The sequence below is a fragment of the Pseudomonas sp. B34(2017) genome (assembly GCF_002112915.1).
In the GTDB taxonomy this organism is placed as follows: domain Bacteria; phylum Pseudomonadota; class Gammaproteobacteria; order Pseudomonadales; family Pseudomonadaceae; genus Aquipseudomonas; species Aquipseudomonas pharyngis.
Genome location: NZ_NEJA01000006.1, coordinates 331,303 through 344,414 on the forward strand (window position 1 = coordinate 331,303; position 13,112 = coordinate 344,414).

The 13,112-nt window shown below is 57.9% G+C and carries 13 protein-coding genes and 1 tRNA gene; 3 read left to right on the forward strand and 11 right to left on the reverse strand.

Annotation, left to right across the window (positions count from 1 at the left end; genetic code table 11):
• Positions 1 to 31 precede the first annotated feature (31 nt).
• Both CAF80_RS20835 and CAF80_RS20840 read right to left on the reverse strand, forming a co-directional pair.
• A complete protein-coding gene (locus tag CAF80_RS20835; protein ID WP_074687890.1) occupies positions 32 to 1,258 on the reverse strand; it encodes an RtcB family protein in 1,227 nt (408 codons plus the stop codon).
• Between the two features lie 239 nt (positions 1,259 to 1,497).
• Complete coding sequence (locus tag CAF80_RS20840; protein ID WP_074687705.1) at positions 1,498 to 3,045, reverse strand: TROVE domain-containing protein; 1,548 nt, start codon at positions 3,043 to 3,045, stop codon at positions 1,498 to 1,500.
• A gap of 205 nt (positions 3,046 to 3,250) precedes the next feature.
• On the opposite strand from CAF80_RS20840, the gene rtcR reads away from it, so the two are divergent.
• From rtcR to CAF80_RS20850, 3 genes are all read left to right on the forward strand, one after another.
• A complete protein-coding gene (gene rtcR, locus CAF80_RS20845) occupies positions 3,251 to 4,852 on the forward strand; it encodes an RNA repair transcriptional activator RtcR (RefSeq protein ID WP_074687704.1) in 1,602 nt (533 codons plus the stop codon).
• Between the two features lie 80 nt (positions 4,853 to 4,932).
• Positions 4,933 to 5,100 carry a hypothetical protein gene (locus CAF80_RS28910; protein WP_166742349.1) on the forward strand — a complete coding sequence of 56 codons (168 nt, stop codon included), beginning with the start codon at positions 4,933 to 4,935 and terminating at the stop codon, positions 5,098 to 5,100.
• Positions 5,101 to 5,194: 94 nt separating this feature from the next.
• The gene (locus tag CAF80_RS20850; RefSeq protein WP_074687703.1) at positions 5,195 to 5,452 is read left to right on the forward strand and encodes a hypothetical protein; all 258 of its coding nucleotides are present in this window, start codon (positions 5,195 to 5,197) and stop codon (positions 5,450 to 5,452) included.
• An 88-nt stretch (positions 5,453 to 5,540) separates the two neighbouring features.
• On the opposite strand, the gene CAF80_RS20855 is transcribed toward CAF80_RS20850, so the two are convergent.
• The 9 genes from CAF80_RS20855 to thrS form a co-directional block, all read right to left on the reverse strand.
• Positions 5,541 to 5,617: transfer RNA gene (locus tag CAF80_RS20855), tRNA-Pro, on the reverse strand.
• Positions 5,618 to 5,706: 89 nt separating this feature from the next.
• A complete protein-coding gene (locus tag CAF80_RS20860; RefSeq protein WP_003179985.1) occupies positions 5,707 to 6,063 on the reverse strand; it encodes a MerR family transcriptional regulator in 357 nt (118 codons plus the stop codon).
• The gene (gene ihfA, locus CAF80_RS20865; RefSeq protein ID WP_002553164.1) at positions 6,044 to 6,346 is read right to left on the reverse strand and encodes an integration host factor subunit alpha; all 303 of its coding nucleotides are present in this window, start codon (positions 6,344 to 6,346) and stop codon (positions 6,044 to 6,046) included. The genes CAF80_RS20860 and ihfA overlap by 20 nt, the downstream gene beginning before the upstream one ends.
• A gap of 3 nt (positions 6,347 to 6,349) precedes the next feature.
• Positions 6,350 to 8,728 carry a phenylalanine--tRNA ligase subunit beta gene (gene pheT, locus CAF80_RS20870; RefSeq protein ID WP_074687702.1) on the reverse strand — a complete coding sequence of 793 codons (2,379 nt, stop codon included), beginning with the start codon at positions 8,726 to 8,728 and terminating at the stop codon, positions 6,350 to 6,352.
• A 26-nt stretch (positions 8,729 to 8,754) separates the two neighbouring features.
• Positions 8,755 to 9,771: a phenylalanine--tRNA ligase subunit alpha gene (gene pheS / locus CAF80_RS20875; protein ID WP_011333387.1), complete on the reverse strand. Its 1,017-nt coding sequence runs from the start codon at positions 9,769 to 9,771 to the stop codon at positions 8,755 to 8,757.
• Positions 9,772 to 9,880: 109 nt separating this feature from the next.
• Positions 9,881 to 10,237 (reverse strand): 50S ribosomal protein L20, encoded by a 357-nt coding sequence (gene rplT, locus CAF80_RS20880; RefSeq protein WP_002553161.1) that lies wholly within the window; start codon positions 10,235 to 10,237, stop codon positions 9,881 to 9,883.
• 30 nt (positions 10,238 to 10,267) lie between these two features.
• Positions 10,268 to 10,462: a 50S ribosomal protein L35 gene (gene rpmI, locus CAF80_RS20885; RefSeq protein ID WP_002553160.1), complete on the reverse strand. Its 195-nt coding sequence runs from the start codon at positions 10,460 to 10,462 to the stop codon at positions 10,268 to 10,270.
• 60 nt (positions 10,463 to 10,522) lie between these two features.
• Positions 10,523 to 11,074, reverse strand: a complete 552-nt coding sequence (gene infC / locus CAF80_RS20890) for a translation initiation factor IF-3 (RefSeq protein WP_169432615.1) — start codon at positions 11,072 to 11,074, stop codon at positions 10,523 to 10,525.
• Positions 11,074 to 12,996, reverse strand: a complete 1,923-nt coding sequence (thrS, locus tag CAF80_RS20895; protein ID WP_039771550.1) for a threonine--tRNA ligase — start codon at positions 12,994 to 12,996, stop codon at positions 11,074 to 11,076. The genes infC and thrS overlap by 1 nt, the downstream gene beginning before the upstream one ends.
• Positions 12,997 to 13,112 lie beyond the last annotated feature (116 nt).

Sequence of the window (13,112 nt, forward strand, 5' to 3'; positions counted from 1 at the left end):
ATCCTTGTTCCGGCGTGCCTTGCGGCACGCGTTATCCCTTGACGCACACCACCTGACGCAGGGTGTGCAGCACTTCAACCAGCTCACGCTGGGCGTGCATGACTTTGTCGATGTCCTTGTAGGCCATCGGAATTTCATCGATCACCGCAGCGTCCTTGCGGCATTCAACGTGCGCGGTGGCGCGGATCTGGTCTTCGACGGTGAAGGTGTTTTTGGCCTTGGTTCGGCTCATGGTTCGACCGGCACCGTGGCTGCAGGAGCAAAACGATTCTTCGTTGCCCAGACCGCGCACGATGAAACTCTTGGCGCCCATCGAACCGGGAATGATCCCCAACTCGCCCTTCTTCGCTGACACCGCGCCTTTGCGGGTGACCAGAATGTCCTCGCCGAAATGCCGCTCTTTCTGCACGTAATTGTGGTGGCAGTTCACCGCTTCCAGCGCGACGTCGAATGGCTTGCGGATGATCTGCCGCGTGGCCTGAATCACCGCTTGCATCATCAGCGCACGGTTCTGCTTGGCGAAATCCTGGGCCCAGCCCACGGCTTCCACGTAGTCATCAAAATGCCGGCTGCCTTCTTCGAAGTACGCCAGGTCACGATCCGGCAGGTTGGCGATGTGCTGACGCATATCCGCCTGGGCCATCTGGATGAACAGGTTGCCGATGGCGTTGCCGACACCGCGCGAGCCGCTGTGCAACATGAACCAGACCCGGTTGGCCTCATCCAGGCACACTTCGATGAAGTGGTTACCGCTGCCCAATGTTCCGAGGTGTCCGCGGTTGTTGGTGTTGGCCAGTTTCGGGTACTTGTCGGTGATCGCCTTGAACCGTGGATTCAACGCCGCCCAGGCCTGATCGGCCTGTTGCGGGACTTCGTCCCAGGCGCCTTTGTCACGGCGCGACCGGGTCGAACTGCGGCCATGAGGCACCGCTTGCTCGATGGCACTGCGCAGGCCATGCAGATTGTCCGGCAGATCGGCCGCAGTCAGCGAGGTTCGCGCGGCAATCATGCCGCAACCGATGTCCACCCCGACCGCTGCCGGGATGATCGCGCCGACCGTTGGAATCACGCTGCCGATGGTCGAGCCCTTGCCCAGATGGACGTCCGGCATGACCGCCAGGTGCTTGAAGATGAAGGGCATCTTCGCCGTGTTCATCAACTGCTCGCGCGCTTCGTTTTCCACCGGGACGCCTTCGGTCCAGAGCTTGATCGGTTTGCCGTTGGCGACTTCCAGCAGTTGGTAAGTGTGTTCTTTCATCATCTCGATTCTTCAAGTAGTCCCACCGGCAGTCGCCGGCAGATTCAAAAAAAGGTGGCACGACAAAGGTTGATGACTGTTGCGCGTTGCCGCGCACCGGGGTTAGCCGGCCTCAAATGTACAGCCATCGGCATTCGTGCCGTCACGCGCACTGACAAGGGTTTGGTGGGACGTCTTGGATGTAGTCCCACCGGCATTCAGTGCCCGTGACAAATCAATTCTTTGGGCGGCTCATTGCCTCACCCCATGCGTTCAATCGCTTCGACCCAATGCTGTGGTCCGTATCGGCCGGTGGTGAACTGGTCGATCACATCGAACACCGCATCACTGAAACCGCCGACATTCAGGATGTCTTCACGATCCGCCGCCGGTGTCGCCCAACCCGGTTGCAGGTCAATGCAAATCAGGCGTGCCTGGGGGTTGATGCGCTTTATCCGTTCCCATTGCAGCATCGTCTCGCTGGCGCCCTGGCGTCGCGCATCGATCCAGGATTCGTTGTCCGACACCATGATCAGCGTATCGACCCTGGCCTTGCTGTCCGCCAGCTTCTTCAACGGCGCCGAGCAGCAGGTTCCGCCGCCGAAAATGCCCGCAAGCTTTTCGGCATTACTGATCACACTGTCGCGCGGGTTGAGAGTGATATCCACCACCTTCCATTCGAACGGCATCACCCGCGCCGTCGGTTGTTTGCGCAACACCGCCGCCGTAATCAACGCCGCCACATCGATGCAGCGCACCGCCGTGGTCGCGCCCTGACGGTAACCGGTCAGCGGGCTGCCCATCGAGCCGGAAACATCCGGGCAAACCACCACCGCACCCGGAAGCTTCGGCACATTGGTCAACGACAGCTCCAGCGCATCCTGCAAAGCCTCGCGAATCAGCGCCGGCACGTCATCGCCGACCATCCTGTACGCCGCCAGCAACTGGTACGGATACACCCGCGCTTTAGCGACCGCTTCAGGATCCGCCAACCGCACGGCCACGTATTCGGTGCAACCCGGTACTTCAAAAGCACCGTGGCGCGCCAGCGTATTAAGGTTGATACGCAGGCCATGCCAGCCCATGTTTCGTGCCTGAGCCGCCCATTGCTCCTTGCTCAATGTTTCGTTACCGAGCAATTGAAACGGCACTTCAGGCACTTGATCACTCGCACCGCTGCGAAAGGCCAGCAAATCGCGAGTCAGTGCGGGCAACGCCTGTGCATCCACCGGCTTGCCGATCACCCAGGCAAAAAATGCTTCGCGCCAAGCCTCGGACGGTTTTGGGTGAACCATCTTCACCACATCCGCCAGCGAAGGCTGATTGCCGATCGATGCCTGCAACAGCTGTCGCTCGGTCGCGCTGTTCAGCCAGTTCTGCACCAGACGCTTGGGTTGAGAACCGAGGGAGCGGCGACCGGTGGCGCCACTGCGCAGGATCTGCACGAAGTTGCGCAGCATCTTGCCGCTGTCCACGACCTGCCCGAACACCTCCGGCACCAGCGCCGAACGCTGAGCCGTCAGCGCTGCCAGCAACAACGCCGGCATGTCTTTCATATGACCCTTTTGACGGGCGTAAAGAGCGGCATTTGCCACGAAACGGCTGTCCAGCTCCGCCACCAGCTTCAAAACCTGATCCAACTGACTTTGCGCGGATGCGTAAAAGGTCGAATTCAGGCAACCGGTGACTGCCAACTGGGCCAGTTGATGCTTGGGCGTATAGGCATAAGACGCGGCTCGGGAAGCATTCAAGGTGTCGCACGCCGGCAGGTTTTTCGATTGCGTATTGAAGAGGTTGAAGTTGGCCATCGTGGCGTCTCGCTGTGTTGTCCTGTTCGTTGCGAGAGGTATTGCAGCCGCTGTGCCAATTTTTGACGACCATCGTGAAATATTGTTATCTATTTGATTTATAACGTTTTTATTTTTTTAACGAGCGTGACCTGATTTTCATCACGACAAATAAAGCCCTAGAACACTATCATTCGATATCGTCATTTATCTTTCAGGATAATCAATGTCCAGCAAGCGCACCGTCGCCATCGGTTTCATCGGCGCCACCCTCGATCGAGTAGGCAAAGGCGCCAACCGCTGGAACCATTGGCGGCCTAGCGTGGGCCTGTGCCAGCAACCGGACGTATTGATCCATCGCCTGGAACTGATACACGGCACAGATGCACGGGACGCGAGCCTGGCCGAACGCATTCGCGAGGACATCCGTCAGGTGTCTCCGGGCACGGAAGTGCGCCTGCACCCGATGGCGTTGCGCAACCCCTGGGATTTCGAAGAGGTCTACGGCGCACTCCACGACTTCACCTCCGAGTACACCTTCGATACCGAGCGTGAGGACTATCTGGTGCACATCACCACGGGGACCCACGTCGCGCAGATCTGCTGGTTCTTGCTGACCGAGGCGCGCTACCTGCCCGCGCGCCTGATCCAGACCTCCCCCGCCCGCCGCAAGAGCGAAGAAGAACCGGCCACCGGCACCCACGCCCTGATCGACCTGGATCTGTCGCGCTACGACCGGATTGCTTCACGCTTCACCCACAGACGTCTGGAAGGCCTGGAGTTTCTCAAGTCCGGCATCGCCACCCGCAACACCGCATTCAACCGCTCGATCGAGCAGATCGAACGCGTGGCCGTGCGCTCGAAAGCGCCGATGCTGCTGATCGGCCCGACCGGCGCCGGCAAGTCCTTTCTCGCCCGACGTATCTACGAGCTCAAACGCAGTCGCCATCAAATGCAGGGGCGTTTCGTTGAAGTGAACTGCGCTACCCTGCGTGGCGATGGGGCAATGTCCGCGCTGTTCGGCCACGTCAAAGGCGCCTTTACCGGCGCGCAAAACGCCCGCGATGGTCTGCTGCGGGCCGCTGACGGCGGCATGTTGTTTCTCGACGAGATCGGCGAGCTGGGCGCGGACGAACAAGCCATGCTGCTCAAGGCCATAGAAGAGAAGCGCTTCTTCCCGCTGGGCTCGGACAAGGAGGTCGACAGCGACTTCCTGATCATCGCCGGCACCCACCGCGACCTGCGCAGTCGCGTCGCCGAAGGTCTGTTCAGGGAAGATCTCTACGCACGGATCAACCTCTGGACGTTCGACCTGCCGGGCCTGGCGGGTCGCCGCGAAGACATCGAACCCAACATCGATTTCGAGCTCGAACGCCATGCTCGCGAACACGGCCAACTGGTGCGCTTCAACCTTGAAGCCCGACGGCGCTACCTGAGTTTCGCCAGCTCAAGGGAAGCTGCGTGGCTGGGCAACTTCCGCGAGCTTTCGGCCTCGATCACGCGCATGGCGACGCTGGCCGACAGCGGGCGAATCGATGAAGCGCAGGTCGAGGAGGAAATTGATCGGCTGCGGTATGCGTGGGGCCTGGCGCAACCGGCCGGGATGACGAATGACTTGCCGGGCGATGCCGAGACGCTGGATCTGTTTGATCGATTGCAATTGAAAGCAGTGCTTGAGGTTTGTAGACAGGCAGACAGCTTGTCGGATGCTGGCAGGCGACTGTTCGGTGTGTCGCGACAGGCGAAGGCGCAGCCCAATGATGCGGACCGATTGAGGAAGTACCTCGGACGGTTCGGCATTGAATGGAGCCAGTTGCGTGAGCAGTGAAACATGACCGTGACCAATTGAGTCGATGAGATAAACTGCGCCGCACCGCGATACCGGCACCGAACGAAGGACAAAAACGGATGGACTTACTGGATTTTTTTTCAAACCTGCTATCGATTCTTGACGGCTTCCAGACGTCCGGCCAAAAGCCTCGCAGAGTCTTCACCCGCGGATTTGTCGTGACCTGCGTCTTTGTGGCGATCATCGAGCTGTTCTTGCTGAACCACATCTATAGCGGGCGTGCGTGAAGAATAGCTATGAGTTCCCGCCCGTCAGTTGACCGGCACTTTACCCCGAGTCAGAACTTCCAAACTCTATTCACCTGACGCGGAAGCCCCGACGATGAACAGAACCATTGCAGCCCTCATGCTTGGAAGTCTTTTATCTGCCACCGCACCGCTGGCGATGGCGGGAAGCAGCGTACCGCCTACCGGAATTCCAGGGGTCAATCAGGGAGGCACCGAATCCAAGGAAGACAAGGCCGATAAAAAGGGTGAAGAAGCCTCGGGGTCGAACTCCGGTGCAGAGTCCCACGAGACAGAGAAGGATGCACAAACATCCAGCGGGTCGAAGGATGGAGTTGAACAAAAGAAACCTTGAACGGTTTTGCTGCAACAGCAATTTTTCGCGGGCACAAAAAAGCCGATCCAGGTGATCGGCTTAAATGTCTGATTTTACTCAGGAATAATGGTCGGGACGGAGTGATTCGAACACTCGACCCCTAGCACCCCATGCTAGTGCGCTACCGGACTGCGCTACGCCCCGACTAGGCGTGAAACTCGCTCTTCGTCTCGAAGAACGCTCAAGAATATATCGCAAGCTTTTGAAAACTGGAAGTATTTAAAAGCAGGAAATTATTTCTTGAGAACCACCAGAACGTCTTCGAGCTCGGCGATCATCTGGCGGATCATTTGCTTGTATTGGGTGGTGTCGTCTTTGGCTTCATCGCCGGACAGACGCAGACGTGCGCCGCCGATGGTGAACCCCTGATCGTAAAGGAGCGCGCGGATCTGCCGGATCATCAGCACGTCCTGTCGCTGATAATACCGGCGGTTTCCGCGGCGTTTGACGGGGTTGAGCTGAGGAAACTCCTGCTCCCAATAGCGCAGCACGTGTGGTTTTACCGCACACAGCTCGCTGACTTCACCGATGGTGAAGTAGCGTTTGCCCGGGATGACGGGTAGTTCGTCGTTATGACTTGGTTCCAGCATAAGCCTCAACTCGGGCCTTCAACTTCTGCCCTGGACGAAAGGTGACCACACGGCGAGCCGTGATCGGGATTTCTTCCCCCGTTTTCGGGTTGCGGCCAGGCCGCTGGCGTTTGTCCCGAAGGTCGAAATTGCCGAAACCCGACAATTTGACCTGCTCGTTGTCTTCGAGAGCGTGCCTGATTTCCTCGAAAAACAGCTCCACCAATTCCTTGGCTTCCCGCTTGTTCAGGCCCAGCTCTTCATACAGACGTTCCGCCATCTCAGCTTTCGTCAAAGCCCCCATACGTCACTTCCTTAACGTGGCGTTCAACCTTTGTTCGAGCGAGGTGAGGATATTTTGCGTCGTCGAATTCACCTCATCGTCATTAAGAGTGCGCGATGGATGCTGCCAGGTCAAGCCGACTGCAAGGCTTTTTCTATCAGGATCAATGCCTTTACCCTGATACACGTCAAATAGCCTGAGGTCTGTCAGCCATTCGCCTGCATTTTCACGGATTACGTCCAGTACAGCCGAGGCTGCGACGTCTTTGTGCGCAATCAGTGCCAGGTCACGACGCACTTCAGGAAAGCGCGACAACTCATGGAATTTCGGCATTTTACCCAAAGCGACTTCAGCCAGAATCAGCTCGAAGACGAAGACCGGACGGTCGAGACCCAGGGATTTCGACAACTCAGGATGAATCGCGCCGATAAAGCCGACTTCACGCCCTTCCCGCTCGATGCGTGCGGTCTGACCAGGATGCAGTGCAGGATGTTTACCCGGTGCAAAAGTGAACTGGTCCAGCGCACCAGCAAAGCCCAGCACCGCTTCTACGTCAGCCTTGACGTCGAAGAAGTCAACGGTGTCGCGACCTTGCGCCCAGCCTTCCGGCAGACGGCTGCCGCACACCACACCGGCGATCATCGGCTCTTGTTTCAGACCTTCCAGCTGACCTACAAAGCGCAGACCGCTCTCGAACAGACGAACGCGATCCTGCTGACGGTTGAGGTTGTGCTGCAGCGCCTTGACCAGACCCGGCCACAGCGACGAACGCATGGCGGCCATGTCATTGGAGATCGGGTTCGCCAACAGCAGCGGCTCAACGCCCGGGTTGAACAGCTCGAACTGCTTCGGATCGATGAAACTGTAAGTGATTGCTTCCTGATAACCACGAGCGACCAGCAGACGACGCAGTTCCGGCAGATCGCTGCGCGCTTCGGCCTTGGCCTGTGGCGCCAGACGAGCTTGCGGGTAACGAACCGGCAGGCGGTTGTAACCGTACAGACGTGCCAGCTCTTCGATCAGATCGACTTCCAGGCTGATATCGAAGCGATGGCTCGGCACTTCTACGCGCCACTGCCCTGCTCCGTCGGCGGAAACCTTCAGACCCAAAGCGCTGAGCAGACGCTCGACTTCGGCGAAATCCATTTCCATGCCCAGCATCTGGGTAATGCGCTGCGCACGCAGAGTGATCGGCGCGATCGACGGCAGGTGCTGCTCGCTGACGGTCTCGATGATCGGGCCAGCTTCGCCACCGGTGATTTCCAGCAGCAGGCCAGTGGCGCGCTCCATGGCTTCACGGGCCAGTTGCCAGTCCACACCGCGCTCGTAGCGGTGCGAAGCATCGGTGTGCAGACCGTAGGAACGAGCCTTGCCCGCCACAGCGATCTGGTCGAAGAACGCACTCTCAAGGAATACATCGCGAGTGGTCGCGGATACACCGCTGTGCTCGCCACCCATCACGCCGGCAATCGCCAGAGCGCGACTGTGGTCGGCGATCACCAGCGTATCGCTACGCAGGCTGACTTCCTGACCGTCGAGCAGCACGAGCTTCTCACCCTCTTCCGCCATGCGCACCCGGATGCCGCCATTGATTTCGGCGAGATCGAAAGCGTGCAGCGGCTGACCCAGTTCGAGCATTACGTAGTTGGTGATGTCGACTGCGGCATCGATGCTGCGCACTTCAGCGCGACGCAGACGCTCAACCATCCACAGCGGCGTCGGCTTGGACAGATCAACGTTGCGAATGACACGACCCAGATAACGCGGGCACGCGGCAGGTGCCAGAACCTCTACCGAGCGCACTTCGTCGTGCACCGCAGGAACGGTCATCACCACCGGGCGAGTGACCGGAGCGTCGTACAGCGCGCCGACTTCACGAGCCAGACCAGCCAGAGACAGACAGTCGCCACGGTTCGGAGTCAGGTCGACTTCGATGCTGGCGTCTTCCAGGTCCAGATAAACACGGAAATCTTCGCCCACCGGCGCATCAGCCGGCAGCTCCATCAGACCGTCATTGCCTTCGCCGATCTGAAGTTCGGCTTGCGAGCACAGCATGCCGTTGGACTCGACGCCGCGCAGCTTGGCCTTCTTGATCTTGAAGTCGCCCGGCAGTTCGGCACCGATCATCGCGAACGGAATCTTCAGGCCCGGACGCACGTTTGGCGCACCGCACACGACCTGGAAAGTTTCCGCGCCATTGCTGACCTGGCAAACGCGCAATTTGTCGGCATCGGGGTGCTGCTCGGTGCTCAGCACCTCGCCCACCACCACGCCACTGAAAACACCGGCGGCCGGCGTAACGCTATCGACCTCAAGACCGGCCATCGACAGACGGGCAACCAGCGCGTCGCGATCTACCTGCGGGCTGACCCAGCCACGCAGCCATTGTTCACTGAATTTCATCCTGCTCTCCTAAGAATTCGTTACGACTAGCGAAATTGCGCGAGGAACCGCAAGTCGTTGTCGAAGAACAGACGCAAGTCGTTCACGCCGTAACGCAGCATGGCCAGACGCTCAACGCCCATGCCGAAGGCAAAGCCCGAGAACTCTTCCGGATCGATCCCGGACATGCGCAACACGTTCGGGTGAACCATTCCGCAGCCCATCACTTCCAGCCAGCCGGTCTGTTTGCAGACGCGGCAGCCTTTACCGCTGCACATCACGCATTCCATGTCGACTTCGGCGGAAGGCTCGGTGAACGGGAAGTACGAAGGACGGAAACGCACGGCCAGTTCTTTTTCGAAGAACACCCGCAGGAACTCTTCGATCGTGCCTTTGAGGTCGGCGAAGTTGATATCGCGATCGACCAGCAGGCCTTCGACCTGGTGGAACATCGGCGAGTGGGTGATATCGGAGTCGCTGCGGTACACACGACCTGGGCAGACGATGCGGATCGGCGGCTTTTTCGATTCCATGGTGCGGACCTGTACCGGCGAGGTATGGGTGCGCAGCAACATGTTGGCGTTGAAATAGAAGGTGTCATGCATCGACCGGGCCGGGTGGTGGCCTGGGATGTTGAGCGCCTCGAAGTTGTGATAGTCGTCTTCGACCTCAGGGCCTTCGGCGATGCCGTAGCCGATATGGGTGAAGAACTGTTCGATACGTTCCAGAGTCCGGGTTACCGGATGCAGACCACCGGAGGTCTGACCACGGCCCGGCAGGGTCACGTCAATGGATTCGGCAGACAGTTTGGCAGCCAGTTCGGCTTCCTCAAACAAAGCCATGCGCGCATTGAGAACGCCTGTAACACGCTCCTTGGCAACGTTGATCAGGGCGCCGACTTGCGGACGCTCTTCTGCCGGCAAATTCCCCAGGGTCTTCATCACCTGAGTCAATTCACCTTTTTTGCCAAGGTATTGAACCCGGATTTGCTCCAGGGCATTGATATCTTCAGCGCTTTGCACAGCCTCTAGTGCTTGAGAGACCAGCGCATCCAGGTTTTCCATGTACAGACTCCAGATACAAAATAGGGGAAGAGCTTGAAGGCTCTTCCCCTATTTATGACGTTTAACACCTGACCCCACAGAGGTGAGGCCGGGTGACTGTCGGGGGTACTTAAGCCAAGGTGGCTTTAGCTTTCTCGACAATCGCAGCAAACGCCGCTTTTTCGTTCACTGCCAGATCAGCCAGAACCTTACGGTCGATCTCGATGGACGCTTTTTTCAGGCCGGCGATGAATCGGCTGTAGGACAGACCGTTAACACGAGCACCAGCGTTGATACGAGCGATCCACAGAGCGCGGAACTGACGTTTTTTCTGACGACGGTCACGGTAGGCGTATTGGCCTGCCTTGATTACCGCTTGCTTGGCAACACGGAATACGCGGGAGCGTGCGCCGTAGTAGCCTTTAGCAAGTTTCAGAATTTTTTTGTGACGTTTACGGGCAATGACGCCACGCTTTACACGAGCCATGAGTTACTTCCTCTATTCTTGATCCAAAAATTAACGAAGGCGCAGCATGCGCTCGACTTTTGCCACGTCAGACGGATGCAGCAAGCTGCTACCGCGCAGTTGACGCTTACGCTTGGTCGACATTTTGGTCAGGATGTGGCTCTTGAAAGCGTGCTTGTGCTTGATACCGTTAGCAGTTTTCAGAAACCGCTTAGCAGCACCACTTTTGGTTTTCATCTTTGGCATGTTCGGATACTCCGCATTCAGTTGATAAACATAATCAGAAGGCCTGCCGTGCCCTGTTGATTACTTCTTCTTTTTCGGGGCGATGACCATGATCAGCTGGCGTCCTTCCATCTTAGGATGCTGTTCGACCGAACCGTACTCGAGCAGGTCTTGTTCAACCCGCTTGAGGAGTTCCATCCCCAGCTCCTGGTGGGCCATCTCACGGCCGCGGAATCGCAAGGATACCTTGGCCCTGTCCCCGTCACTCAGGAAACGTACCAGGTTGCGCAGTTTTACCTGGTAATCCCCTTCCTCCGTCCCTGGACGAAACTTGATTTCTTTTACCTGAATCTGCTTCTGGTTCTTCTTCGCCGCAGCAATCTGCTTCTTCTTTTCGAAGATCGATTTGCCGTAGTCCATCACCCGGCAAACCGGTGGGACTGCGTCGGCAGAGATTTCTACCAGATCAAGCTTGGCTTCTTCAGCAATACGAAGCGCTTCATCAATCGAGACGATGCCAATCTGCTCGCCATCAGCGCCAATTAACCGAACCTCGCGTGCCGAGATATTCTCGTTGATCGGGGCTTTCGGTGCAGCTCGTTTATCTTGTCTCATTTCACGCTTAATAATAATTACTCCGAATCTGGGCGACCACGCCGGGAAACCGCTTGCGCGAGAAACTCAGCGAACTGGGCGACGGGCATCGAGCCCAGGTCAGCACCTTCACGAGTACGCACAGCGACAGTCTGCATCTCGACTTCCTTATCCCCAATAACCAAGAGATATGGAACCTTGAGCAAAGTATGCTCGCGGATTTTAAAGCCGATCTTTTCATTTCTCAAGTCGGACTTGGCACGAAACCCGCTTTCGTTGAGAGTTTTTTCGACCTGAGCGACGAAATCTGCCTGTTTATCAGTGATATTCATGATCACTGCCTGGGTTGGCGCCAGCCACGCAGGGAATGCACCTTCGTAGTGCTCGATCAGAATCCCGACGAAACGCTCGAACGAACCGAGGATCGCACGGTGCAACATCACCGGGTGCTTGCGGCTATTGTCTTCGGAGACGTATTCGGCTCCCAGACGCACAGGCAGGTTGAAATCGAGCTGCAAGGTACCACACTGCCACACGCGGCCGAGGCAATCTTTCAGCGAGAATTCAATCTTCGGACCGTAGAACGCACCCTCACCCGGCTGCAGATCGTATGGCAGGCCAGCGCTATCAAGGGCTGCAGCGAGGGCTGCTTCGGCGCGATCCCACAGCTCGTCGGAACCAACGCGCTTTTCCGGACGAGTGGACAGCTTCATCTCGACATCGGTGAAGCCGAAGTCACGGTAAACATCCATGGTCAGCTTGATGAACGCAGCGGATTCAGCCTGCATCTGCTCTTCGGTGCAGAAGATGTGGGCGTCATCCTGGGTAAACGCACGCACACGCATGATGCCGTGCAGCGCACCCGATGGCTCGTTACGGTGGCAGGCACCGAATTCGGCCAAGCGCATCGGCAACTCGCGGTAGCTCTTCAGGCCCTGATTGAACACCTGCACGTGGCACGGGCAGTTCATCGGTTTGATGGCGTAGTCGCGGCTTTCCGACTCGGTAGTGAACATGTTGTCGGCGTAGTTGGCCCAGTGCCCGGACTTTTCCCACAGGCTACGGTCAACGACTTGCGGCGTCTTGATTTCAAGATAGCCATTGTCGCGCTGCACCTTGCGCATGTACTGCTCGAGTACCTGGTACAACGTCCAGCCATTCGGGTGCCAGAACACCATGCCCGGCGCTTCTTCCTGTGTATGGAACAGGCCCAGGCGCTTGCCGATCTTGCGGTGATCGCGCTTTTCAGCTTCTTCGATACGCTGGATGTAAGCAGCCAGTTGCTTCTTGTCTGCCCACGCGGTGCCATAAACGCGCTGCAATTGCTCGTTCTTGGCATCACCGCGCCAGTAGGCGCCGGACAGCTTGGTCAGCTTGAAGGATTTCAGGAAGCGTGTGTTCGGCACGTGCGGACCGCGGCACATGTCGACGTATTCTTCGTGGTAGTACAGGCCCATGGCCTGCTCGTTCGGCATGTCTTCGACCAGGCGCAGCTTGTAGTCTTCGCCACGGGCCTTGAACACTTCGATCACTTCGGCACGCGGAGTGACTTTCTTGATCACGTCATATTCTGTATCGATAAGCTGCTGCATGCGCTGTTCGATGGCCGCCATGTCGTCCGGAGTAAAAGGACGCTCGAAGGCGATGTCGTAATAGAAACCTTCGTCGATGACCGGCCCGATGACCATTTTTGCAGTCGGATACAGCTGCTTGACCGCATGGCCGACCAGGTGGGCGCAAGAGTGGCGAATGATCTCCAGCCCCTCTTCATCCTTTGGCGTGATGATTTGCAGCGTTGCGTCGCTGTCGATGATGTCGCTAGCGTCAACCAGCTTGCCGTTCACCTTGCCGGCCAGGGTGGCCTTGGCCAGGCCTGCACCGATGGATGCGGCGACCTCGGCTACGGAAACCGGGTGATCGAATGAACGTTGACTGCCGTCGGGAAGAGTAATAGTTGGCATGGCGCCTCCTCTCCTAGTGGTGACCCCTACCAAAGGTCACGTGGGTTGGGATGAGCCAGTACAAGATCCGGTCCAGGCCATTCAATGACGAACGCCTGCCTTACAGCGGCAGGAGC

Bases quoted from the DNA above. Each gene is read 5' to 3' on its own strand.
- pheT (WP_074687702.1), bottom strand. From the start codon at position 8,728: ATGAAATTCAGTGAACAATGGCTGCGTGGCTGGGTCAGCCCGCAGGTA.
- pheS (WP_011333387.1), bottom strand. From the start codon at position 9,771: ATGGAAAACCTGGATGCGCTGGTCTCTCAAGCACTAGAGGCTGTGCAA.
- ihfA (WP_002553164.1), bottom strand. From the start codon at position 6,346: ATGGGGGCTTTGACGAAAGCTGAGATGGCGGAACGTCTGTATGAAGAG.
- CAF80_RS20840 (WP_074687705.1), bottom strand. From the start codon at position 3,045: ATGGCCAACTTCAACCTCTTCAATACGCAATCGAAAAACCTGCCGGCG.
- rtcR (WP_074687704.1), top strand. From the start codon at position 3,251: ATGTCCAGCAAGCGCACCGTCGCCATCGGTTTCATCGGCGCCACCCTC.
- CAF80_RS28910 (WP_166742349.1), top strand. From the start codon at position 4,933: ATGGACTTACTGGATTTTTTTTCAAACCTGCTATCGATTCTTGACGGC.
- CAF80_RS20860 (WP_003179985.1), bottom strand. From the start codon at position 6,063: ATGCTGGAACCAAGTCATAACGACGAACTACCCGTCATCCCGGGCAAA.
- thrS (WP_039771550.1), bottom strand. From the start codon at position 12,996: ATGCCAACTATTACTCTTCCCGACGGCAGTCAACGTTCATTCGATCAC.
- CAF80_RS20850 (WP_074687703.1), top strand. From the start codon at position 5,195: ATGAACAGAACCATTGCAGCCCTCATGCTTGGAAGTCTTTTATCTGCC.
- rplT (WP_002553161.1), bottom strand. From the start codon at position 10,237: ATGGCTCGTGTAAAGCGTGGCGTCATTGCCCGTAAACGTCACAAAAAA.
- rpmI (WP_002553160.1), bottom strand. From the start codon at position 10,462: ATGCCAAAGATGAAAACCAAAAGTGGTGCTGCTAAGCGGTTTCTGAAA.
- CAF80_RS20835 (WP_074687890.1), bottom strand. From the start codon at position 1,258: ATGAAAGAACACACTTACCAACTGCTGGAAGTCGCCAACGGCAAACCG.